Below are 22,098 nucleotides of genomic sequence, written 5' to 3'. Positions count from 1 at the left end.
GGCAGCGAATCATGATCGCTCGCCGATCAACTTGACTGGGTCAGCGACAAGGCGGTCGTCAGGGCGCTCGACGCGGCCTTCCTGGGCTGCGGTGGTAAGCGTCGGCGGCACGCCGGGGTCGATGCCGCTGGCGCGTCCGCCATCCACCTTGGATGAAGAAAGGGAGGAAGGCATGGCCGCACATTACGTTGAGCGAGAGTGGCTAGCGTGAGACGAAGATCCCTGCTCGTGCCTGGGTGCCGGAGCATCCCGTCACGCAGTGTCGAAGGGCCGACCCTGCGGAAGTAGGGCCGGCGCTCGTCGCCTATCCCGCCGGGTAGGCGTCAGATCGTCAGTGGTGCTGCTTCGCCAGCTCGACGAACGAGCGCCACGCGGATGGGGAGAAGGCCAGTGTGCCGCTGTCGCGGTTCTTGGTGTCCCGGACCAGAACGCGGCTGGGAAGGTTGTCGGCAACCTCGACGCAGTCGCCGCTGTTGCCGTTGCTCCGGGTGCTCTTGCGCCAGATCGCCCGGTCGTGGTCGAACGTGCCCGTCGGACTCATCGCATCTCCTCCGCAGCGGCTTCGATCAGCTTGATCGACTCGTCAGGGGTTGCCGCCAGTGCGAGCAACTGCTCGTACGCCAGCGTATATCGCCTGACCTCGGCGGGATCGTCGACGTAGAGGCTGCGGGTCCGGATGTCGACGCAGACGACGTCGGGGTCTCCAGCATCAGCGAAGCGCAGGATGATGAAACCGCCATCCATCGACATGTAGGCACCGGCGTGGAACGGCACCACCTGGATGGTTACGTTCGGCTGCATGCTGGTGGAGACCAGGTGGGCGAGTTGCTCGTGCATCACGTCTCTGCCGCCGACGCCGCGCCGGATGGCCGCCTCGTCCAGGATCGCCCACAACTGCGGCGCGTCCTTTCCCTTGACGATCGTCTGACGCAGCAGCCTGGCTTCGACGCGGCGGTCGATCTGCTCGTCGGTTTCGCCGGGTTGCGCCGCGCGAAAGATCGCTCGCGCGTACGCCTCGGTCTGGAGAAGACCAGGGATCAGCAGGCTCTGGTAGGTGTGGATGCTCTCCGCGTCGCCCTCGAAGCCGAGGTAGACCGAGAACTGGCGAGGCAGGAGGTCGTCGTACTTGTGCCACCAGTCGCGCTGGCGTGAGGCGGCGGCCATGGCGACCAGAGCATCGATGTGGTCCGGGTCGTCGACGCCATAGAGCTTCGCCAGATCGGTCACGTCTCGAGGCGAGACCGGGACCAGCCCGCGTTCGATCCGGCTGGCCTTGCTGACCGACCAGTCGAAGCGACGGGCTACCTCGTCCAGCGTCAGCCCTTTGGCCGTACGGAGTTCACGCAGCTCGATCCCCAGGCGTCGCCTGCGGATCGAGCCTGAGCCCTTCACCATGCCGGCCAGTGTGTCAGGTCTTGGGGTCTCCATGCCGGTCCAGGGTAGCGGACACTTGCACGGGATACGCCATTGCATGAAGCTATTGCACAGCCTAGTCTGCTCATCACGGCAGACAACCGACGTACCGGGAGGCCGTCATGTGGGTACCTCTGGCGCTCACCGCCACCGCACTCGTGGCGTTCTGTACTGGTCTCTCGCTGAAAGTGCACTCGCGACGCTGGTGCACGGTGTGCGGCGACACGCTCCGTTGCCCTGACTGCGCCGCACGTTCGACGTCCCGGCCACAACGAGTGTGAGGAGCCACGGGATGAAGCCGGTGATCTACGGCTACCTGCGAGTGGATCGCGATGCTCTCGACGGGGACACCCGGCAGATGGAGCTCGAGCTCAAGTTCTGGGCTGAGCAGGAGGGCTACTGCTTCGCAGGGCTCTTCCATGAGTGCGACGACACACTGAACCGTCCGGCCCTCGCCGTACTGATCGAGGAAATCGGCCGTTCCGGTGCCAGGCACGTGGTCATGCCTGTCCTCGCGCACCTTTCCACGCACCCGGTCATCCAGCACCACCTCCTTGGCGTGCTGGAAGACACCGGTGTCCAGGTCCACACCCTCGAAGAGGAACTGAGCCCATGAATCCGCCGCTTTCCGGGTACATCTGTCTGTTGCCGAAGCGCGCCGACACCGGACGCAGGCTCAATCGGTACGACCGCGATGAGTAGGCCCGTTGGTTGACCGGCTGCTCCGGACACCGGAACCGAGCCCAGGAGATGTGCTGCTGATCGGGCGGGAGGCGAGCGTCCAGTTCGCGGACGACCGCAGCATCCGATTCCGGGTGATCGCGGTGGACCGGAAATGGACGTACGACGGCTGGATCTGGCTCACCGGCTACGTGCTGGACCGCCACGGCAACGCCACCGATCGACGCGAGATCTTCGTCCAGCGCCACGGACTCTACCGATTTCCCAAACGTACCGCGACCTGACTGTTAACGAAGGAGAAGAAGTGATCATCGACGTATTGCATGACTGGTGGCTGCGGTGGCTCGACTGGCGTTCCGGCCGGTCTACGGCGTCCCGGCGACTGCACGCGTTACGGCTGCGGCAGACGACATCCGCCCGGCACCGCCGACTCGACGACAACCGGGGACACCACTGGCGATCGGAGACCACCACTCTGCTGCCGACCCTGCGCCCCCTGATGACCTACGGCCAGCAAGTCGGCTATCGACTGCCGCCCGCCAGCATTCTGACCAGCCGGTGACCGTGGCTCACTGCCAGACGCCGGCGCGCATCACCCGGCGTACCCGCAGGTCGTCGTCGAGCTCGACCAGGTCGGCCCGGTGACCGGGGGCGATCGCGCCGACCGTGCCGGCCAGGCCGATCGTCGCCGCCGGGGTGGTGGCCGCCATCCGTACGGCGTCGACGATGTCGATGCCGGCGGCGACCGCCCGGCGCAGCGCCGCGTCCATGGTCAGCGTGCTGCCGGCGATCGACCCGTCGCGGGCCAGCCGGGCGACCGAGCCGGACACCGTCACCGCCTGCCCGCCCAGTTCGTACGCGCCGTCGGGCATCCCGGCGGCGGCCATCGCGTCGGTGACCAGGGCGGTCCGGCCGGGGCCGCCGACCGACGCGGCGAAGGTGAGGGTGCCGTCGTGCAGGTGCACCCCGTCGGCGATCAACTCACAGGTCACCCGGTCGTCGCCGAGCAGGGCGAACACCGGGCCGGGTTCGCGGTGGTGCGGTGGCCGCATGCCGTTGAACAGGTGCGTACCGGCGGTGGCGCCAGCGTCGATCGCCGCCCGGGTCTGGTCGTAGCCGGCGTCGGTGTGGCCGACCGCTGCGACCACCCCGGCGTCGACCAGACGGGCGATCGCGGCCAACGCGCCGGTCCGCTCCGGGGCCAGGGTGACCATCCGGATCACGCCCGCGCCGAGGTCGAGCAGCCCGGCCAGTTCGTCCGGCTCCGGGTCGCGCAGGTACGCCGGGTTCTGCGCCCCGCACCGCACGACCGACAGGTAGGGGCCCTCGAAGTGCAGTCCAGCGAGGGTGCCGTCGGCGACCAGCGGGGCGAACCGGGTGACGGCGTCGCGCATCAGCTCGACCGGCGAGCTGACCAGGCTGGCCAGCAGGGTGGTGGTGCCGTGGGCCAGGTGGAAGGCGGCGGCCCGACGGGCCGAGTCTGGGTCGCCGGTGGTGAAGGTGTGTCCGCCGCCGCCGTGGTTGTGGATGTCGACGAAGCCCGGCACGATCCAGCCCGACGCCGACGCCGACGCCGACGCTGCTGACGACGACGCCGACCCCCCGGGCCGGCCAACGCCGGTCGTGGCCACCTCGGTGATCGTGTCGCCGTCGACGGTCAGGCGGCCGTGGTCGCATACCCCGTCGGGGGTGACCAGCCGGCCCTCGACCCTCATCGGGCGGCCCGCTCGACCGGCTCGGCGGCCCGCTCGACCAGGTCCGCCGCGAGCAGGTCCGCCGCGAGCAGCGCGGCACCGAGGCAGCCGGCCTCGTCGCCGAGCGCGGCCCGGACCAGCCGGGGCAGCCGGTGGAAGGTGGCCCGGCGGCGGACGGCGGCGTCCAGCGGGGTGAGCAGCTGGTCGCCGGCCTCGGCCAGCCCGCCGCCCAGCACCACCAGCTCGGGGTCGAACATCGCCTGGCCGATCAGCAGGCCGTCGGCGAGCGCGTCGACCGCGTCGCTCCAGATCCGGCCGGCGGTCGGGTCGCCGCCGGCGGCCAACCGGGCCACCTCGGCGGCGCCGCCGGGCCGGTGGCCAGTCTGGTCGGCGTACCGGCGGGTGATCGCCGACGCCGACGCGACCGCCTCCAGGCAGCCGGTCTGCCGGCAGCCGCAGGCCGGCCCGTCGGGGCGGACCACCACATGGCCGAGTTCGCCGGCCGCGCCGTGCGCGCCGGGGTAGCCGGCCCCGTCGACGACGGCGGCGGCCGCGATGCCGGTGCCGATCGCCACGAACAGCACGTGCCGGCTGCCCCGGCCGGCGCCGATCCGGGCCTCGGCGACCCCGCCGGCCCGTACGTCGTGGCCGAGCGCCGTCGGCAGCCCGACCCGGGCGGCCACCAGGTCACGCAGCGGTACGTCGCGGAAGCCGACGTTGGCCGACCAGACCGCGACGCCGGCCGCCTCGTCGACGACCCCGGGTACGGCGACGCCGACCGCGACCGGGGTGAGCCCGTCGGCGCGGGCGGTGTCGGCGAGCTGCCCGGCGAGGTCGCAGATGGTGTCGACGACGGCGGCCGGCCCCCGGGCCGCTGCGGTCGGTCGCCGCTCGGTGTGCCGTACCGCCCGGTCGGTCAGCCCGACCAGGGCGCTCTTGATGCCGGTGCCGCCGACGTCCAACGCGATGACAACCTCGTCGGACGGACCGGGCGGCGTCGGGTCGACTCCGCCGGCCAGCGTCACGTCAGCACGACCGACCGGGTCAGGTGGCGCGGGTTGTCCGGGTCGAGCCCTCGGCTGGCGGCGAGGGCCACCGCGAACCGCTGGGCGAGGATCAGGTCGGCCATCGGGTCCAGCGGGCGGCGTCCGGCGGCCCACCGGTCGAGGACGGCGTACACGCCGTTGGTCCGGCTGTGCACGAACGCCGCGCCGGTCGCCGCCACGTCGTCGGCCAGGTGGTCGGGGATCTCGCCGAACGCCCACACCATCCGGCCCGGCCCGGCGATCGCGATCGGCCCGTGCCGGTAGTCCATCGCCGGGTACGCCTCGGACCAGAAGACGGCGGCCTCCCGGCACTTCAGCGCTGCTTCGTGGGCCAGGCCGACGGTCCAGCCCCGGCCGAGGAAGGTGGCCTGGTCGATCAGCGCCGGGTCGATCGGCAGCCGGGCCCGGACGGCGACCTCGGCGTCGGCGGCGATCGCCGCGACGTCCGCGCCGAGGTGGGCCCGCAGCAGCGCCAGCACGCTGGTGGCGAAGCGGGTCTGCACCACGGACCGTTCGTCGGCGTACGGCAGGGCGATGACGTGGCCGGCGAGCTGGGCGGCGGGGGAGCCGGGGTCGCCGACGAGCACCGTGGTGCGTTGCGGGTCGCCGACGGCGGCGAGCAGGTCGGTGATCTCGGTGGTGGTGCCGGATCGGCTGATCGCGATGATCCGGTCGTAGTGCCGGCCGGCGGGGAACTCGGAGGCCTGGAAGGCGTCGGTCTCACCGTGGCCGGCGCGTTCCCGTAGCCCGGCGTACGCCATCGCCATGAACCAGGAGGTGCCGCAGCCGACCACGGCGACCCGCTCGCCGGGGCGGGGGAGCGCCTGGGCAGGGGTGTCGGCGGCCTGTGCGGCCGCCTGGCGCCAGCACTCCGGCTGGCTGGCGATCTCGGCGTCGACGTAGCTCATCGCGACACTCCTCGCTGACCACAAGCAGTGGTGCTCGTTCGGGCTCGAACTGGCACCTTTTCGCGCGCCATTGTGCGCGCACCGGTGACCGGGTGGCAACAACCGGGGTGTACCGGGGCAGGATCGCGCAGCAGGAGGTTTTGCCTGGCGGGCGTTTCGCGCATTAGTGTGCAGCAAACTGGTCACCATCCGCGCAGTGATGCGCGGTAAGCAAGCAGGCGCGGGAAGGGGGCGGCATGGATCGGTACGCACGCTGGAACGCGCTGCTGGAACTGCTCACCGACAGCGGCCGGATCACCGTCGAGGACGCCGCTACCCGCCTCGACGTCTCCCAGGCCACCATTCGCCGCGACTTCGACCAGCTCGCCCAGCAACAGATGATCACCCGCACCCGGGGCGGCGCGGTCGCCAACGGCGTCTCCTACGACCTGCCGCTGCGTTACAAGACCGCCAAGCACTCGGCCGAGAAACAGCGCATCGGAACGGCCGCCGCCGCACTCGTCGAACCCGGCATGGTCGTCGGACTCAACGGCGGCACCACCACCACCGAGGTGGCCCGCGCGCTCGCCGTACGCCCGGATCTGAACACCAGCGCGGACGGCGCCCAGCTGACCGTGGTCACCAACGCGCTGAACATCGCCAACGAGCTGCTGGTCCGTTCCCGGATGAAGATCGTCGTCGCCGGCGGGGTGGTCCGCCCGCAGTCGTTCGAACTGGTCGGGCCGCTCGGCGGCGCACTGCTGCGGGAGGTCACCCTGGACGTCGCGCTGCTCGGCGTCGACGCGATCGACCCGCAGCTCGGCGCCGCCGCCCACCACGAAGGCGAAGCGTCGATGAACGCGCTGATGGTGGCCCGCGCCAAGCGGGTGGTGATCATCGCCGACGGGTCGAAGCTGGGCGGACACGCCTTCGCCCGGATCTGCCCGATCGACCGGGTGGAGACCCTGATCACCGACTCCGGCGCCGAGCCCGGCACGGTCGCCGCCTTCCGTGAACTCGGCGTGACGGTGGTCACCGCCTGAGCCTTCGGTCCCGTATGGTGTGCCCTTGTCCTGACGGCGGGTACGCGGGAGGCGGCGGATGACGGCCGTACTGGAGATATCCGGGCTGCGTAAGACGTACCGCAGTCGTCGGCGTGGGGTCCGACACGCCGTCGACGGCTTCGACATGCGGGTCGAGGCCGGCCAGGTGCACGGCTTCCTCGGCCCGAACGGATCCGGCAAGACCACCACGCTGCGTACCCTGCTCGGCCTGGTCGCGCCGAACGGCGGCCGGATGGCGATCCTCGGCCAGCCGGTCCCGCAGCAGTTGCCGGCGGTGATCGGCCGGGTCGGCGCCATCGTGGAGAGTCCACAGTTCTTCCCGCACTTCACCGCCCGGGACACCCTGTCGCTGCTCGCCCAGGCCGGTGGTCTGGCACCGCACCGGGTACCGGCGGTGCTGGACCTCGTCGGACTCGCCGACCGGGCCGGCGAGCGGGTCCGCACCTACTCACTCGGTATGCGTCAACGACTGGCCGTCGCGTCGGCGCTGCTCAAGGAACCGGCACTGCTGATCCTCGACGAGCCGGCCAATGGCCTCGACCCGGCCGGCATCCGGGAGATGCGCACCCTGATGCGTGACCTGGTCGCCGCCGGTACCACTGTGGTGCTGTCCAGCCACATCCTCGGCGAAATCCAGGTGATCTGCGACTCGGTGACGATCATTTCGCGGGGCCGCCGGGTCACTGCCGGTCCGGTCGCCGAGGTGCTGGCCGCGCACTCCGGCGGCGGTCTGCGGGTACGCCTGGAAGCCGCTGCCGACCTGCCGGCCGCCGAGACGGCCCTCACCACCGCCGACGGCCCACCGGTCACCGTCACCCGGCACGCCGACCACCTGCTGGTGCACGGGGTCGACCAGCCGGCCCGGGTGACCCGCACGCTCGCCGCCGCCGGCCTGTACGTCAGCGAACTGACCCCGGTCACCGCCGATTTGGAAAGTGTCTTCCTCCAGCTGACGGCCGACGCCGACGCCGACGCCGACGTCGACGTCGACGTCGACCAGACGGTTGCCGCTGACCAGACGGGAGCCGGGCGATGAACCTGTACCGGGCCGAGCTGCGCCGCCTCGGCAAACGGCGCTTCGTCCGCTACCTGGTGGCCGCCGCGCTGCTGGTGCTGGTCGCGATCGCCGTCGGGACGTTCCTCGGCAACCAGAAGATCGGCCCGGCGGCGTTCGCCGAAGCCGAGCGCACCGCCGAGGCCGAGTACCGGGCCGGGGTCGAATGGGCCGAGCAGTGGCGGGCCGAGTGTGAGCGCAGCCAGACCGGCGGCGCCGCCGATCCGAACCGGTTCCCACCGAATTGCGCCGACATCGTGGCACCGACCCGGGGCATGTACCCGGCCGAGCCGTACCTGCCGGCGACGTTCACCTTCCACCGTGAGTTCCCGACCACCCTGTACATCTTCGCCACCCTGACGACCCTGGTCTTCTTCGCGGCCGGGGCGTCGTTCATCGGCGCCGAGTGGACCTCCGGCGGGATGATGAACCTGCTGCTGTGGCGGCCCCGGCGGCTGCGCGTCCTGTTCACCAAGTTGGCCGCGCTGCTGACCGGCGCACTGGCGGTCACGGTGCCCGCCGTGCTGCTGTGGACGGCGGCGCACTGGGCCACCGCCGTGTGGCGCGGCTCGACCGCCGAGATGACCGCAGCCGCCTGGCGGTCCGTCGCGTTGACCGAGCTGCGGGTGGTGGTGCTGGTCGTCGCGGCCGCTGCGGTCGGCTTCGGGCTGGCCGCGATCGGCCGGCACACCGCGTTGGCGCTCGGCGGTGTCCTCGCCGTACTGGTGCTGGGCCAGTCCGGGTTGAGTTTCCTCGCCGACGTGACCGACGCGACCTACCCGGAGGCGTGGCTGCTGCCGATGTACTGGATCGCCTGGATGGACTCGTCGGTCGAGCTGACCGACTGGCAGACCTGTGCCGGGCAGCCTGGCTGCGTACCGCCGACCATCGAACTGACCTGGATACACACCGGCGTGCTGATGGCGGCGGTGGTGCTGCTGGTGTCGGGCGTCGCGGCGTGGACGGTGCGGCGGCGCGACGTCAGCTGAGTCGGGGTGCCGGCGTCCGCCGGCCGACACGCCGGATCCGCGCAAACCGGCGGATGCGTACCCGCCGGGTGGGCGATTACCCTGGTGAGGTGCCGGCTGCTGACGAACCCCGGACCGGACCGGGCGCCGGGTCGGTCCCCCGGACGACGGCCGGCGTTCCCCGGCAACGCACCGAGCCAGCCGACGTCGACGGGTACGACGACGCCGGCACCGAGCCGGTCGCCGCCGACACTGTCAGCGGTACGGCTGCCGCCGGTCCGGCCACGACCGGGCTGACCGAGCGTGAGCAGCGGATCCTCGACTTCGAACGGCAGTGGTGGAAACACGCTGGCGCCAAGGAACAGTCGATCCGGGACACCTTCGGTCTTTCCGCCACCCGCTACTACCAGCTGCTCAACCAGTTGCTGGACAACCCGGCCGCGCTGGCCGTCGAACCGGTGCTGGTGGCCCGGCTCCGCCGGTTGCGGGCCGCCAGGTCGCGGGCCCGGCGCGGCTGAGCCGGTCCGCCGGGGCGGGCCGGTCGGATCGGCCCGTCGGCGCGGGTCGGTCTACTTCTCGTACATTTTGAGCCCGTTGCCGAGCGCGATGAACGTCGGCGCCCACTCGCCGATGAAGATGCCCCACCGGTCGGCCCGGTCGACGCCCGCCGCCTCGAACCGCTTGGACAGCACCCAGCTGGTGAACGAGATCCCGATGCTGGCGATGCCGGCGGCGTACATGTGTTCGGCCCGCAGGCCCTTCTCGTGCAGTTGACGCAACATCTGTGGTCCCCCTGTGTCCCGGGCGCCGGTGTCACGTGCGCCGCGCGGCCCGCGATCCTCGACACCCACCTACCGGTCAAGCTACCGTCGGTGACGGACCGGATTCCGAGAGTTGGTGAGAGATGCTCAGGGTGATTCCCGACCGACTCCGGTGCCGGCGGTGACGAGCCGGGCGTCGGCCCTGCCGGCCGGCCTGCCGACGATGCGGGTCGACGCCTGCTCGGTCGCCGCGCCCGGACAATCGGACAACGAGGACCAGATCCTGCAGTACGGAGACCTGGTCGGCGTGCTGGACGGCGCCACCGCGCCCGCCGGCTTCGACACCGGCTGCAGCCATGGGCCGGCCTGGTACGTACGCCGGCTCGCCGCCCGGCTCGGGCTGGCCAGCGCCGCAACGCCGGCCGCGCCGCTGGCCGGGTTGCTCGCCGAGGCGATCCGGGCGGTCCGCGACGACCACGCGGCCACCTGCGACGTGGACCACCCGGGCACCCCGTCGGCCACGGTGTGCCTGCTGCGCCGGTCCGGTGGACACCTGGACTATCTGGTGCTGTGTGACAGTCCACTGGTCTTCGAAGCGGCCGGGCAGGTCGGTGTGGTGGCCGACAACCGGTTGGCCGACACCATGGCCAGGCTGCGCGGTCAGCACGATCCGCCGGCCACCGACGACCCACAGCACAGATACCGCCGGGCCGTACGGTGGCAGCGGCAGTGGATGAACCAGCCGGACGGCTACTGGGTGGCCGCCGCCGACCCGGCCGCGGCCGACCGGGCGCTCTGCGGCACCCTGCCGCTGACCGGACCGGGCCGGATCACCCGGGCGGCGTTGCTCAGCGACGGGGCGTCGCGGGCCGTCGAACGGTTCGGGCTGTACGGCTGGCCGCAGCTGATGGAGCTGCTCGCCGAGGCCGGGTCGGCCGAGTTGATCCGCCAGGTACGGGCCGCCGAGAACGCCGAGCCGGATCGGTCGACCGGTCACAAGCGGCACGACGACGCCACGGCGATATTTTGCCTGTTCGATACCGGCTGATCCGGTCCGGTCGATGCGTACTGAGCTGGGACAACAGCTGGCGGGCTGGATCGGGGCCGCCGGCCGACGGGTGACCGGTGTCCCGAAGGCCGTTTCGGCAGCGCCGGAACTGAGCAAATATCCGTCCCAGGGGCCGGTAGCTGGGTAGACGGGAGGTGCGGAATGAGTAAGGCGGAGTCGGCACCGGCCTGGGAGACTACCGCCGTGCGGCACGACGTGCGGTTGACCCCGATGAGCGACGACCTGTTGGAGCCGTTGCTCTCCGCCGCCGTGGCCGAAGCCGAGCCGGGTGAGGTGATGCCGCCGGTGCCCGGCCCGGCCGGTTGGACCGCCGCCCGCCGGGACGCCTTTCGTACGTTCTACCGGTCCCACTTCGGCGGCGGGCAGTTCGGGCCCGCCGGCACCATCGTCTACGCGATCACCATCGGCGGGGACGTGGTCGGCGGCATCCGGCTCAGCCGGCTCGACACCCCTTCCGTCGTGGAGACCGGCATCTGGCTCGGCCGGTCCGCCCGCGGGCGGGGGGTCGGCTCCGCCGCACTGCGCGCGGTGCTGGACGAAGCGGTCCGGCTCGGCGCCCACCTGGTCATTGCCCGGACCACACCGGCCAACCGGTCGGCGATCAACCTGCTGCGCCGGTGCGGCGCGATCATCGGGGTCGAGCAGGGCCAGGTGCACGCCCGGTTCTGGCTGGACGAGGCGTTCACCACCGACCTGGCGGGCTGATCCAGCGCGCCGACAGGTGGGTGCGACCGTCCCTACCGGGCGGACTGCTGTTCGGCGTACGCGGCCAGCCAAGCCACCTGGGCCGGGTCCAGCGACGGCCGGATCCGATCCCGGGCCGCCGCCACGTGCGCGGCGGTCACCGACGACGCCTCCAACGACTCCCGCATCGCGGCCAGTGCCGACTCACGGACCAGCGCGGCGCAGTCCGCCGCTGAGAAGCCGTCCAACGACCCGGCGAGCTCGGTCAGGTCCACGTCGTCGGCGAGCGGCACCGACTTCGCCGCCGCCTTGAGGATCTCGGTGCGCGCGGCACCGTCCGGCGGCGGTACGTACACCAGTCGCTCCAGCCGGCCCGGCCGCAGCAGCGCCGGGTCGACCAGGTCCGGCCGGTTCGTCGCACCGATCACCACGACGTTGCGCAGCGCCTCGACCCCGTCCAGCTCGGTGAGCAGCGCGGCCACCACCCGGTCGGTGGTGCCGCCGTCGGACGCCTGGCCACGCACCGGGGCCAGGGCGTCCACTTCGTCCAGGAACACCAGGGTCGGTGCCGCCTCGCGGGCCCGGCGGAACAGTTCGCGGACCGCCCGTTCGCTCTCCCCGACCCACTTCGACAGCAGCTCGGCGCCCTTGACCGACAGCACGTTCGCCTTGCCGGTGCCGGCCAGCGCGGTCACCAGGAACGTCTTTCCGCAGCCCGGCGGACCGTAGAGCAGCACCCCGCGCGGCGGCTGCACACCCAACCGGGCGAAGGTGTCCGGGTAGGTCAACGGCCAGAGCACCGATTCGGTCAGCATCTGCTTGACCTCGGCCATGTCGCCGACGTCGTCCAGCGTCACCCGCGCCAGCTCCAGCGTGGACGTCGCCATCGAGGTGGGCCGGACCACCTCCAGCGCGGCTTCGAAGTCGGCGGCGGCCACCATCGGCGTCTCCGCCGACTTCTGCCGCAGCGCCGCCCGTACGCCAGCTTCGCGGGCCAGCGCGGCCAGGTCGGCGGCGACGAATCCGGGGGTACGCCCGGCGACGTCGTCGAGCCGGACGTCGTCCTCCAGCGGCATGCCCCGGGTCAGCACGGCCAGCTGTTCCCGACGCATCGCGGCGTCCGGCAGCGGCACCGCGACCTGCACGGCGAGCAGGTCCGGGCCGCGCAACCCGGGGTCCAGCGCCTCCGGGTGGCTGGTGGTGCAGACCACCGCCGCCCCGGCGGCCACCGTCTCGGCCAGCAGCTGCCGGAACACGGTCGACAACGGACCCGGCTCGTCGCGGGGCGCGATCGCGTCGACGTCGGCGATCAGCAGCACCGCGGCGTCACCACGGCGTACCGACTCGGCGGCCCGCCGCAGCCGCCGCGCCGCAGCGTCGTTGGTGAGCGCGGCGAGCTCCGGTGCCCAGAGCGTCTCCACCCGGGCGTCCAGGTCGGCGGCGACCGCACGGACCAGCGCCGACTTGCCGGACCCGGCCGGCCCGCTGAGCAGTACGCCGAGCGACACGGTGGTGCCCAGCCGGTCCAGTACCTCCCGATGGTGGAAGCCGAGGTCGAGCAGTTCGGTCAACTCGTGTGCCTGGGCCCGCAGGCCGGGCAGGTCGTCCAGGTTGGGTGCCGGCTCGTCGACGAAGTCCGGTGCCGGTGCCGGCGACACCGGCCCGGCCGGGCGGACCTCCTCCCCGGACGACCCGTGGGTGGCCGGCCCGTGCCGCCAGGCCACCACGGTGTCCATCGTGACCAGCACCGGGTCCCCGGTCCGGGCCGGGTCGGCCGGCTCGGCGTCGGTGACCGTCAGCAGGGTGCTGGTCCAGGCGTACCCGACGACGTTGGCGAGACTGCGCCGGGCCGCCTCCATCAGGCCGCGGTGCGCCGAGTCGGAGAAGACGTCCTGCGGCAGCAGCGACACGTCGTCACCGGCGGTGACCACCTTGCCGAGCAGGGCCAGCCGCAGCATCTCCGGGCTGACCACCGCGACGATCTCGACCGGTCCGTCCAGGGTCAGCCGGCGGGCGGCTGTCTCCGGTGCCGGGGCCACGGTCACCTGACCGCCGTCGCGGACACCGAGGTTGCCCAGGGTCAGGTCGTCGGCGTACAGCAGGGCGCGGCTGGCGCCGGCCTCGGCGCGGGCCGCGACCCCGGCGGTGCTGCGTCGCCCGGTCAGCCGCACCGGCGTGCCGGCGGTGACGCCGAGCGCGGCCAGCACCTCCGGGTGCAGTCGGACGATGCCCCGGCGGGCGTCCAACGCGGCGGGCCGCAGGCTCGCGGTCAGGGTCAGTTCGGGGTCGGCCACCCGCCGAGCCTATCCACCGCCACAGCTGAGAGGGTTCACAGCCGGCCGGCGGGCGGTGGCCGTACCGTGTGGCGCATGCCGACTCCCTTGTCCACGCGGCTGCGTCGGGTCCTGCCCGGGTCGAACCAGCGGCGGCTGACCGGCGGGCTGCTCGCGCTTGCCCTGGTCGCCGGCGTGGTCACCTGGGCGGTCTGGCCCGAGTCGGTGCCGTACACGGTGACCGAGCAGCGGCTCACGGTCCGCTCCGGCCCGGACGGTGCCCAGCCGGTCGACCTGGACACCACGTTCTACCTGCCGGAGACGGCCTCGGCGGCCGATCCGGTGCCGGCGGTGCTGCTCGCCCACGGCTTCGGCGGGTCCAAGCAGTCGGTTGCCGGCGACGCCGAGGAGTTGGCCACTCTCGGGTACGCGGTGCTGGCGTACTCGGCGCGCGGGTTCGGTGCCAGCGGCGGGCAGATCCACCTGAACAGCCCCGACCACGAGGTGCGCGACGCCGCCCGGCTGCTCGACTGGCTGGCGCAGCGCCCGGAGGTGCGTACCGACGCTGCCGGGGACCCGCAGGTCGGGGTGGTGGGCGGCTCGTACGGCGGCGCGTTGGCGCTGCTGCTGGCCGCAGCCGACGACCGGGTCGACGCGATCGTGCCGATGATCACCTGGAACGACCTGGCCGGTGCGTTCCTGCCGGAGTCGACCGGCGGCGACCCGGTCGACGGGGTGTTCAAGAAGGGCTGGGCCGGGCTGTTCTTCGGCAGCGCCGGGGCACCCGCCGGCGGGTTGGGAATGCCGGCCGACCCGGCCGGCCCGGGGGCACCGACCGGTGCCGACGGGCCGGCGACGCCGTCCGATCCGGGTGGGCTCGACCCGCAGTGCGGGCGGTTCGCCGCCGACGTGTGCGCCGCGTACCTGCGGATCGCCACCACCGGCCGGGGGGACCCGGCGGCGGTGGCGTTGCTGCAGCGGTCCAGCCCGGCCCGGGTGCTGGACCGGATCACCGCGCCGACGCTGCTGATCCAGGGCACGGCGGACACGCTGTTCCCGCTCGCCCAGGCCGACGCCAACGCCCGGGGCATCGCCGCGAACGGCACCCCGGTGCGGGTCGCCTGGTACACCGGCGGCCACGACGGCGGCAGCGGTCCGCAGACCGACCAGGACCGGGTGAAGTTCCTCACCGCGCAGTGGCTGGACCACCACGTCGCCGGGGACGGCGAGGCCCCGGGCGGCAGCTTCACCTGGTCGCGGATCGCCGGCTTCGACGCGATGGACCGGGGACTGGTCGCCACCGGCTACCGGATCACCGACTACCCCGGCACCGCCGGCACGGCAACGACGACGGTCACCGTCGACGGTCCGCCGCAGTTGATCGTCAACCCACCGGCCGGCAACCCGGCGGCGCTCTCCTCGCTGCCGATGGCCGGCGGGCTGGCCGGTGCGCTCGGTGGCGTGGCCGGTGGTCTGGTCAGCGAACTGCCCGGCCAGCACAGCCACTTCGACTCGGCGCCGCTGGCCGAGCCGGTCGACGTGGTCGGCGCGCCGACGGTGACCGTCCGGGCCGCGTCGGCGACCGGCGAGGCGGTGCTGTTCGTCAAGCTGTACGACGTCGACCCGGACGGTGCGATGAGCCTGCCCGGTGGGCTGGTCGCGCCGGTACGGCTGACCGGCCTGCCGGCCGACATCGCGCAGGCGCAACCGGTCGAGGTGACCCTGCCGGCGATCGTGCACCGGTTCGAGGCCGGCAACCGGCTGCGGATCGTGGTCGCCACCTCGGACCAGGCGTACGCCACCCCGGTCGAGCCGACCGTCTACACGGTGGCGGTCGGCTCCGGCATCGGCGGGGCGGGCACCGACGCCGCCGGCACCGACGGCGCGCCGGTCGCCCTGCCACAGGTGGCCGGTGAACCGATCGCCACCTCGGCGGCGCTGTGGCGCTGGGTGCTCGCCGGGCTGGTCGCCGCGATCGTCGTCGGACTGGTCGTGGTCCTCGCCGTGGTGCGGCTGCGGCAGCGGCGCACCGACCACACCGTCGACGCCGCGCACGCGCAGACCCCGCTGGTCGTGCGGGACCTGCGCAAGGAGTACGCGGACGGGTTCGTCGCGGTCGAGCGGGTCGACTTCACCGTCGAACGCGGCCAGGTCGTCGGCCTGCTCGGGCCGAACGGGGCGGGCAAGACCACCACCCTGCGGGTGCTGATGGGGCTGACCCAGCCGACCCGTGGCGAGATCCTGGTCTTCGGCCACCGGCTGGTGCCCGGTGCGCCGGTGCTGTCGCGGATCGGGTCACTCGTCGAAGGGCCCGGGTTCCTGCCGCACCTGTCCGGCATCGACAACCTGCGGGCGTACTGGCGGGCCACCGGACGCCCGGCGGCCGACGCGCACTTCGACGAGGCGTTGGCGATCGCCGGGCTGGGGGATTCGGTCCACCGCAGGATCCGCAACTACAGCCACGGGATGCGCCAACGGCTGGCCATCGCCCAGGCCATGCTCGGGCTGCCGGAGCTGCTGGTGCTCGACGAACCGACCGACGGGCTGGACCCGCCGCAGATCGCCGAGATGCGCCGGGTGCTCAAGCGGTACGCCACCGGCGGGCGGGCGGTGCTGGTCTCCAGCCATCTGCTCGCCGAGGTCGAGCAGACCTGCACCCACGCGGTGGTGGTCAACAAGGGCCGGATCGTGGCCGCCGGGCCGGTCGACGACATCGTCGGGGATTCGCCGAGCGTGCAGTTCGACGTCTCCGACGTGACCGCCGCCGAAGCGGTGCTGAACCGGCTGGCCGGGGTGCGTACCGTCGCCGCCGACAACGGCGGGCTGATCGTCGACGTCGACGGTACGCCGCGCAGCGAGGTGGTCGCGGAGCTGGTCCGGGCCGGGGTGGCGGTGGACCGGGTGGTGCCCCGCCGTCGGCTGGAGGACGCCTTCCTCGCCCTGGTCGGCGAGAACTCACGGGGAAGCGGGGACCGCTGATGGCTACCGTCGAATCACCGGACGTGCGACAGCCGGACCGGCCGGTCGACCAGTCCGGCGCCGCCGCCGGCTACCGGGCCCGCGCCACCTTGCCGTTCTGGGCCGAGGTACGCCGCCAGGCGGCCCGCCGCCGCACCCAGCTGACCCTGGGCTTCATGGTGCTGCTGCCGTTGATCGTGCTGATCGCCTTCGAGTTCGACGACGGCGACGACGACAACGGCGGTGGCGAGTTCGCCAGCCTGGTCGAGCTGGCCACCACCGGCGGGTTGAACTTCGCCCTGTTCACCATCTTCGTGTCGTCGACATTTCTGCTGGTGGTGGCGGTGGCGTTGTTCTGCGGCGACACGGTGGCCAGCGAAGCGAGTTGGGGGAGTCTGCGCTACCTGCTGGCCGTGCCGGTGCCCCGGGCCCGGCTGCTGGCGGTGAAGCTGGCCGCCGCGTTGGCGTACTCCGGGTTGTCGATCCTGGTCCTGGCCGCGACCGCGCTGCTGGTCGGCACCCTGCGGTACGGCTGGTCGCCGCTGCGTTCGACGGTGGCCGCCGAAATCCCGGCCGGGGAGGGCACGCTGCGGCTGCTCGGCATCCTCGGCTACCTGGCGGTGGTGCTGCTGATCGTGGCGTCGCTGGCGTTCCTGCTGTCGGTGTCGACCGACGCGGCGCTCGGCGCGGTCGGCGGTGCGGTGCTGCTGTGGATCCTGTCCAGCATCCTGGACCAGATCACCGCGCTGGGCGTGCTGCGCGACTTCCTGCCGACCCATTTCAGCACCGCCTGGCTGGGGCTGCTGTCGACCCCGATGCAGACCGACGACGTGGTACGCGGCTGCGTGTCGGCGCTGGCGTACGCCACGGTCTTCCTGTCGTTGACGTTCTGGCGGTTCACCCGCAAGGACGTGACGTCCTGACCGTCTCAGGTTAGGGGGCGGTGCGGGGATGTCCCCCTTGCCGGTCCGGGTGGTGCTCTTCTTACAGTGGTTACATGGCACCGGCGCGATCCCTGCACGAGATCTTCGCTGGGCTGCCCGGCGACGCCGCAGCCCACAGCGACGTCGCCGCCGTGCTCGATGCCAACGGCTACGCGGACCTTCCCCCGGAGTTGCTGGCGCAGGCCGTGGTCAGCTACGCGGACACCGCCCCGGCTGAGGTGGCCGAGCATCTGGCCCCGTTCGTCACGGCGCACAGCCAGGTCGGCGGCGACGGCACCGTACCGGATGATCTGGCCTCGCCGCTCGACCTGCTCGCCACGGCTCCGGCCCCGGCGTTCGACGCTGCGATGCCGGATGATCCGGCGTTCGACGGCCCGGACCTTGACGATCCCGGGCTCGACACCGCGCCGCCGGACGGTCCAGGGTTCGACACCTCCGGGTTCGATACCCCCGGGTTCGACGACCCGGGTTTCGCGGCCGGCCCGGAGATCGACGCGGCGTTCGGGCGCGGCGACGGCCCGACCATCGACGATCGTGAGCCGGCAACGGTCGAGCCGTCCCCGGCCGGCCCGACCGGGGACGACGCCGAACCGGCCAGCCACGACGGCCAACCGGACGCGGCGGATCTCCTGGACGGTCCGCTACCGTCCGGTGACCCGTGGGCGATGCCGCCGATCTCCGAGGGCACCGCCGGGGTGGACGGTGCCGCGGAGATCGACGACCTCGGGGCCGGCTGACCGGATCGGTGTGGCCGACCCGGCCGAGCCGGCGTGGATACTTCTGCGATGTCCGGCGGGTCCGATGCGAAGTCAGGCGCCGACGATCGCGGTGGCGTGCTCGCGCAGCTGGCGCAGCCGGTCCAGCTCAGCGGTCAGGTCGCGGAGCCGGCTCTCCCGTTCCGCCTTGGTTCGCTGAGCGGCCTCCGACGCGGCGGACAGCGCCTTGGCGTTCGACCGGGACAACTCCTCGGCCAGCGCGCTGTAGTGGTCGCGGAGCTGGCGCTGAATCCGGCGCAGCGTGTCCCGGGAGTCCTTGGTCATCACGAAACTGACCTCGTCGCAGTACCGCCGGACGGCGTTCTTCGCCTGGTTCTGTCGGTTGACGCGTTGCCGCTTCTTCTCCTCGCGCAGGCCCTTGCGGCCCATCACCAGCCCGATTCCGATACCGATCGGGCCGAGCGCGATCCCGGTCAACGAACCGAGCATGACGAACATGAGCGCGCCGCCGTAGGCGCTCTTGAGCGCCACCATCGCCTGCTTGCCGAGCTTCATCTTGGCCAGCTCGATCTTGTGGTCCACCTGTGCGGTGCCGACCAACGGAACCGGGTCGGGGATCGCGACGTGGCGCAGCACCTCGCCGGCGGCCTCCTGGAAGTGCAGGGCCACGTCGTCGCTCAGGCTCATCGCCCGGTCACGCAGCATCATGTAGTTGGCCAGCAGTTCGTTGGACACCCTGGCCTGCAGCCAGCGTTCGGTCTCGTCCCAGGCGTCAGCGGGGTCGATCTCCTCGATCGCGGCGTCGGCCTCCTCGAGGATGCGCCGGAGCCGGCCGCGCAGGTCGTAGTCGACGTCGGCGTTGAGGTCGGAGATCCCGTCGCTCAGCGTCTGCTGCCACTTCGCCGCAGCCGCCTTGAGCGACTCGACCCGCTGCTTCACCGCGTTGAGCTCGGCCACCACCGTGGCGGCGGCCTCCGGGTCGGCGAGCGCGGCGTGCTCGGCCTTGAACTGGTTCTCCATCTGCTCGCAGATGCCGACGACCGACGCGGCGGCCTGTGCGGCGACCCGGGTCGCCGCGCCACCGGCCACCCGCTGCGTCACGAACTTGACCAGATCCGGGAACCCGGACTCGGCGTTGAGTTCCTTGTCGTTGCCGGCGACGGCCCGCAGCCGCAGCGCGGACGACACCGGGATGATCGGCATCTCGACCTCGCGGCGCAGGTGGCCCTCGTCCAGGTCGCGGATCTTCCGCCAGTGGGGGTAGAAGTCCGTCTTGGTGATCACGCACACCACCGTCGGGCACACCTCGTGGGCCTGCCGCAGGAAGTCCAGCTCGCTGCGGGTCAACTCCTGGGCGGCGTCGGTGACGAACAGCAGCGCGTCGGCCATTGACGCTGCGGCCAGACTGGCCGCAGCGTGGACCGAGCCCAGACCGCCGACACCTGGGGTGTCGACCATGACGAGGCCGTTCGACAGGATGTTGCGCGGCAGCCGGACCTCCACCCCGGCGATTCCGGGCGGGGTGGCGTCGCCGGTGGCCCGTTCCAGCACCACGTCCTGCACCTGGTCGATGGGCAGCGGCTCCCGCCGGGCGGGGTCGTCGCTGAACAGCAGTTGCGCCGATGGCTGCGGTCCGTGCCGGATGTAGGTCGGCAGGACGGTGGCCACGTCGTCGTCGACCGGGCAGATCTTCGTCCCGACCAGCGCGTTGACCAGCGAGCTCTTGCCCTGCTTGAACTCGCCGACGACCACGACGTGCACCACCGGGTCGGACAGGGTGTGCCGGATGGTGGCCAGCCGGCCACCGAGGTCGGGGCGGTCGTACGCCTCGCAGGCGCGTACCGCGAGATCGACGATCTGTGTCGCCCGTTGCAGCGTGCCGTCAGCGTCAGGGGGTGTCGTTTTCGCGGTCAACGTCGCTCCTCGATCGAGGTTGGTGTCAGCGGGCGGTGGTCAGCGGGCGGTGGTCAGCGGCAAAACGGTGCGAGCGCCAACATGGCGTGGCAGGCCCCGGCCGGACCTGCCACGCCATGTTGGCGCTCACCGGGCCGGACGCCGTGCGACGTCCGGCCCGCTCTGTGGTTGTCCGGTCACGCCCCGAGAGTCGGGTCCGGAGTGGTGTCCGCCTCGGCGGTGTTGTTGTTGTTGAACGAGTCGTCGGTGGTGAACGAGTCCTCGGTGTTGAAGGAGTCCTCGGTGTTGAACGAGTCCTCCTGGTTGAACGAGTCGTCGGTGTTCACCGAGTTGTCGGTCGACTGGTCGTTGAACGAGTCGTTGGTGGACTGGTCGTTGAACGAGTCCTGGGTGCTGGCCGAGTTGCCCCCGGAGGCCAGCGACGAGTCCTCGATCTTCGAGTCGGTGGTGTTCTGCTGGCTGCCGCCCCCGAAGTTGATGTTGATCGGCCCGACCTCGCCGCCGGCACCGCCGCTGGCGTCGCCGCCGGTGCCGCTGCCACCGGCACCGCTGCCACCGGTGGCGTTGCCGCCCCGGCCGCCGTCGCCGCCGTCGCCGCCCTCACCCTCGCCCTCGCCCTTGCCCTCGCCCTTGCCGCGCAGCCCGACGCCGACCCCGGCCCCGACGCCGGCCCCGGTCCCGCCGTCGCCGGCGTTGCCGCCGTCGGCGCTGGCGTTGCCGCCCCGGCCGCCGTCGCCGCCGGTGCCGCTGGCGTCGCCGCCGGCCGCCCCGCTGGCGTCGATGTCGAACTGGGCGGCCTGGTTGTTGTCGCCGACCACGGCCTTGTCCACGTCGTCGGCGACGATGCCGGTGTTGTCGCCCAGCACCGTCCGGTCGACGTCACCGTCGGCGATCACGCCGGAGTTGGTGCCGGTGTTGACCACCCCGTCGATGTCGTCGCCCGCGGTGACGGCGTTGTCGCCGGTGTTGCCGACCACGTCGCCGGACTCCGAGTTGCCGAGGAACGCGCCGTCGCCGGTCGCGCCGAGCACGTCGCCGTCGCCGGTGCCGACCACCGCGCCGTCGCCGGCGGTCACCTTGTCGCCGTCGACGAACTCCAGCGACGAGTTGTCGCCGGTGACGCCGAACGCGTCGCCGCCGGCCGCCACCGACCCGCCGGTCGCGGCGACCTGGTCGCCGTCGCCCTGCTGCGCCACGGCTCCGTCGCCGGTGGCCGCGTTGACGTCCCCGTCACCGGTGTTGGCGACGTTGCCGTCCCCGGTCTGGTTGAGGTTCTCGGAGTCGACGTCGATGTCGCCGAGCACCGGGCCGTCCACGTCCAGGTCGACCGAGTTGTCGATCTCCGTGGAGTTGTCGGTGAAGGTCTGCGAGTTGTCGATGAAGTTCTGGTTGGTGAAGTTCTGCGTCACCTCGGTCACCTGCTGCACCACCTGCGGCGGCGGCACGTTGGCGGCGGCGCCGGCACCGAAGCCCCCACCGGCGCCGCCGCCCCCTCCGGCGAAGCCGCCGCCCCCTCCGGCACCTCCACCGGCCCCCCCGCCAGCGAAGCCCCCGCCGCTGCCGCCTCCACCGGGCCCCCCGCCAGCGAAGCCGCCCCCACCGGCGAAGCCGCCCCCACCGGACGGGCCCTCGCTGCTGCCGAACGCCGCCTCGTTGACGATCTGGTCGACGTCGAGCTCGTTGAGCGTCTCCGCTTCGATCCCGTTGGCGGCGAACGCGCCCTCCGGGTCGGCCAGGAACTTGGCGGTCTCCTCTTCGCTGCTGAAGACCTTCTCGAACAGCGCCTTGACCTTCTCGACGATCAACGGGGTGACTTCTACCGCGGCCATGATGTCTCCTGAATTCGTGGTTCGTAGGGGTTCTGGTCCGTCCCGATCGGCCGGACAGGTACAAGACTGCGGGTCGACGCCCGCCCCTCGCATCGGGGCTTCCCCCCTGCCAGGTTCGGGGGTCTAGGGGGGTGCCACCAAGC

The 22,098-nt window shown here is 72.2% G+C and carries 21 protein-coding genes; 12 read left to right on the top strand and 9 right to left on the bottom strand.

Going from position 1 to position 22,098, the window contains the following annotated elements:
• Nucleotides 1–331: 331 nt before the first annotated feature.
• On the bottom strand, nt 332–541 hold the full coding sequence (locus tag O7629_RS23510; protein ID WP_278171818.1) for a DUF397 domain-containing protein: 210 nt from the start codon (nt 539–541) through the stop codon (nt 332–334).
• Nucleotides 538–1,395, bottom strand: a complete 858-nt coding sequence (locus tag O7629_RS23505) for a helix-turn-helix transcriptional regulator (RefSeq protein WP_278171816.1) — start codon at nt 1,393–1,395, stop codon at nt 538–540. Before O7629_RS23505 ends, O7629_RS23510 begins: the two co-directional genes overlap by 4 nt.
• 310 nt (nt 1,396–1,705) lie before the next feature.
• Between O7629_RS23505 and O7629_RS23500 the strand changes: the two genes are divergently transcribed.
• The 3 genes from O7629_RS23500 to O7629_RS23490 all read left to right on the top strand — a co-directional run bounded on the left by O7629_RS23500 (nt 1,706) and on the right by O7629_RS23490 (nt 2,656).
• Nucleotides 1,706–2,029: a hypothetical protein gene (locus tag O7629_RS23500; RefSeq protein ID WP_278171815.1), complete on the top strand. Its 324-nt coding sequence runs from the start codon at nt 1,706–1,708 to the stop codon at nt 2,027–2,029.
• A 136-nt stretch (nt 2,030–2,165) separates the two neighbouring features.
• Nucleotides 2,166–2,378: a hypothetical protein gene (locus O7629_RS23495; protein ID WP_278171813.1), complete on the top strand. Its 213-nt coding sequence runs from the start codon at nt 2,166–2,168 to the stop codon at nt 2,376–2,378.
• 20 nt (nt 2,379–2,398) lie between these two features.
• The gene (locus O7629_RS23490; protein WP_278171811.1) at nt 2,399–2,656 is read left to right on the top strand and encodes a hypothetical protein; all 258 of its coding nucleotides are present in this window, start codon (nt 2,399–2,401) and stop codon (nt 2,654–2,656) included.
• Nucleotides 2,657–2,663: 7 nt separating this feature from the next.
• Here the strand turns inward: O7629_RS23490 and nagA are convergent, their stop codons facing one another.
• Genes nagA through O7629_RS23475 form a run of 3 tightly spaced genes read right to left on the bottom strand, consistent with a single transcriptional unit; the run spans nt 2,664 to nt 5,742 of the window.
• Nucleotides 2,664–3,809: an N-acetylglucosamine-6-phosphate deacetylase gene (gene nagA / locus O7629_RS23485; RefSeq protein WP_278171809.1), complete on the bottom strand. Its 1,146-nt coding sequence runs from the start codon at nt 3,807–3,809 to the stop codon at nt 2,664–2,666.
• Entirely contained in the window at nt 3,806–4,813 is a 1,008-nt protein-coding gene (locus O7629_RS23480) for an ROK family protein (RefSeq protein WP_278171808.1), read from the bottom strand. The genes nagA and O7629_RS23480 overlap by 4 nt, the downstream gene beginning before the upstream one ends.
• Nucleotides 4,810–5,742, bottom strand: a complete 933-nt coding sequence (locus tag O7629_RS23475) for a sugar isomerase (protein ID WP_278171806.1) — start codon at nt 5,740–5,742, stop codon at nt 4,810–4,812. The genes O7629_RS23480 and O7629_RS23475 overlap by 4 nt, the downstream gene beginning before the upstream one ends.
• Before the next feature lie 236 nt (nt 5,743–5,978).
• Between O7629_RS23475 and O7629_RS23470 the strand changes: the two genes are divergently transcribed.
• From O7629_RS23470 to O7629_RS23455, 4 genes are all read left to right on the top strand, one after another.
• Nucleotides 5,979–6,764 (top strand): DeoR/GlpR family DNA-binding transcription regulator, encoded by a 786-nt coding sequence (locus O7629_RS23470; RefSeq protein ID WP_278171804.1) that lies wholly within the window; start codon nt 5,979–5,981, stop codon nt 6,762–6,764.
• A gap of 145 nt (nt 6,765–6,909) precedes the next feature.
• Nucleotides 6,910–7,821: an ATP-binding cassette domain-containing protein gene (locus O7629_RS23465; RefSeq protein ID WP_278174655.1), complete on the top strand. Its 912-nt coding sequence runs from the start codon at nt 6,910–6,912 to the stop codon at nt 7,819–7,821.
• Nucleotides 7,818–8,828, top strand: coding sequence for an ABC transporter permease subunit (locus tag O7629_RS23460; RefSeq protein WP_278171802.1), 1,011 nt, complete (start codon nt 7,818–7,820; stop codon nt 8,826–8,828). The genes O7629_RS23465 and O7629_RS23460 overlap by 4 nt, the downstream gene beginning before the upstream one ends.
• 89 nt (nt 8,829–8,917) lie before the next feature.
• A complete protein-coding gene (locus O7629_RS23455; RefSeq protein WP_278171800.1) occupies nt 8,918–9,325 on the top strand; it encodes a DUF3263 domain-containing protein in 408 nt (135 codons plus the stop codon).
• 51 nt (nt 9,326–9,376) lie between these two features.
• On the opposite strand, the gene O7629_RS23450 is transcribed toward O7629_RS23455, so the two are convergent.
• Nucleotides 9,377–9,589, bottom strand: a complete 213-nt coding sequence (locus O7629_RS23450; protein ID WP_278171798.1) for a hypothetical protein — start codon at nt 9,587–9,589, stop codon at nt 9,377–9,379.
• A gap of 160 nt (nt 9,590–9,749) precedes the next feature.
• Between O7629_RS23450 and O7629_RS23445 the strand changes: the two genes are divergently transcribed.
• Both O7629_RS23445 and O7629_RS23440 read left to right on the top strand, forming a co-directional pair.
• Complete coding sequence (locus O7629_RS23445) at nt 9,750–10,616, top strand: hypothetical protein (RefSeq protein WP_278171796.1); 867 nt, start codon at nt 9,750–9,752, stop codon at nt 10,614–10,616.
• 204 nt (nt 10,617–10,820) lie between these two features.
• Nucleotides 10,821–11,342, top strand: coding sequence for a GNAT family protein (locus O7629_RS23440; protein ID WP_278174654.1), 522 nt, complete (start codon nt 10,821–10,823; stop codon nt 11,340–11,342).
• 32 nt (nt 11,343–11,374) lie between these two features.
• Here the strand turns inward: O7629_RS23440 and O7629_RS23435 are convergent, their stop codons facing one another.
• Nucleotides 11,375–13,615: an AAA family ATPase gene (locus O7629_RS23435; RefSeq protein ID WP_278171795.1), complete on the bottom strand. Its 2,241-nt coding sequence runs from the start codon at nt 13,613–13,615 to the stop codon at nt 11,375–11,377.
• 75 nt (nt 13,616–13,690) lie between these two features.
• Between O7629_RS23435 and O7629_RS23430 the strand changes: the two genes are divergently transcribed.
• From O7629_RS23430 to O7629_RS23420, 3 genes are all read left to right on the top strand, one after another.
• Nucleotides 13,691–16,573, top strand: coding sequence for an alpha/beta fold hydrolase (locus O7629_RS23430; protein ID WP_278171794.1), 2,883 nt, complete (start codon nt 13,691–13,693; stop codon nt 16,571–16,573).
• Complete coding sequence (locus O7629_RS23425; RefSeq protein WP_278171792.1) at nt 16,573–17,475, top strand: ABC transporter permease subunit; 903 nt, start codon at nt 16,573–16,575, stop codon at nt 17,473–17,475. Before O7629_RS23430 ends, O7629_RS23425 begins: the two co-directional genes overlap by 1 nt.
• A gap of 74 nt (nt 17,476–17,549) precedes the next feature.
• The gene (locus O7629_RS23420) at nt 17,550–18,233 is read left to right on the top strand and encodes a hypothetical protein (RefSeq protein ID WP_278171790.1); all 684 of its coding nucleotides are present in this window, start codon (nt 17,550–17,552) and stop codon (nt 18,231–18,233) included.
• Nucleotides 18,234–18,305: 72 nt separating this feature from the next.
• On the opposite strand, the gene O7629_RS23415 is transcribed toward O7629_RS23420, so the two are convergent.
• Both O7629_RS23415 and O7629_RS23410 read right to left on the bottom strand, forming a co-directional pair.
• Nucleotides 18,306–20,126: a dynamin family protein gene (locus tag O7629_RS23415; protein ID WP_278171789.1), complete on the bottom strand. Its 1,821-nt coding sequence runs from the start codon at nt 20,124–20,126 to the stop codon at nt 18,306–18,308.
• Nucleotides 20,127–20,302: 176 nt separating this feature from the next.
• A complete protein-coding gene (locus O7629_RS23410; protein WP_278171788.1) occupies nt 20,303–21,955 on the bottom strand; it encodes a hypothetical protein in 1,653 nt (550 codons plus the stop codon).
• Nucleotides 21,956–22,098 lie beyond the last annotated feature (143 nt).

Source organism: Solwaraspora sp. WMMD792, from assembly GCF_029626105.1.
GTDB lineage: Bacteria > Actinomycetota > Actinomycetes > Mycobacteriales > Micromonosporaceae > Micromonospora_E.
Note: the sequence above shows the minus strand (reverse complement) of the source record. Positions and strands in the feature narration are given on the sequence as shown.

Excerpts from the sequence above, each read along its gene's own strand:
- O7629_RS23510 (WP_278171818.1), bottom strand. The coding sequence starts at position 541 with ATGAGTCCGACGGGCACGTTCGACCACGACCGGGCGATCTGGCGCAAG.
- O7629_RS23505 (WP_278171816.1), bottom strand. The coding sequence starts at position 1,395 with ATGGTGAAGGGCTCAGGCTCGATCCGCAGGCGACGCCTGGGGATCGAG.
- O7629_RS23500 (WP_278171815.1), top strand. The coding sequence starts at position 1,706 with ATGAAGCCGGTGATCTACGGCTACCTGCGAGTGGATCGCGATGCTCTC.
- nagA (WP_278171809.1), bottom strand. The coding sequence starts at position 3,809 with ATGAGGGTCGAGGGCCGGCTGGTCACCCCCGACGGGGTATGCGACCAC.
- O7629_RS23475 (WP_278171806.1), bottom strand. The coding sequence starts at position 5,742 with ATGAGCTACGTCGACGCCGAGATCGCCAGCCAGCCGGAGTGCTGGCGC.
- O7629_RS23470 (WP_278171804.1), top strand. The coding sequence starts at position 5,979 with ATGGATCGGTACGCACGCTGGAACGCGCTGCTGGAACTGCTCACCGAC.
- O7629_RS23465 (WP_278174655.1), top strand. The coding sequence starts at position 6,910 with ATGCGGGTCGAGGCCGGCCAGGTGCACGGCTTCCTCGGCCCGAACGGA.
- O7629_RS23460 (WP_278171802.1), top strand. The coding sequence starts at position 7,818 with ATGAACCTGTACCGGGCCGAGCTGCGCCGCCTCGGCAAACGGCGCTTC.
- O7629_RS23450 (WP_278171798.1), bottom strand. The coding sequence starts at position 9,589 with ATGTTGCGTCAACTGCACGAGAAGGGCCTGCGGGCCGAACACATGTAC.
- O7629_RS23430 (WP_278171794.1), top strand. The coding sequence starts at position 13,691 with ATGCCGACTCCCTTGTCCACGCGGCTGCGTCGGGTCCTGCCCGGGTCG.
- O7629_RS23425 (WP_278171792.1), top strand. The coding sequence starts at position 16,573 with ATGGCTACCGTCGAATCACCGGACGTGCGACAGCCGGACCGGCCGGTC.
- O7629_RS23420 (WP_278171790.1), top strand. The coding sequence starts at position 17,550 with ATGGCACCGGCGCGATCCCTGCACGAGATCTTCGCTGGGCTGCCCGGC.
- O7629_RS23410 (WP_278171788.1), bottom strand. The coding sequence starts at position 21,955 with ATGGCCGCGGTAGAAGTCACCCCGTTGATCGTCGAGAAGGTCAAGGCG.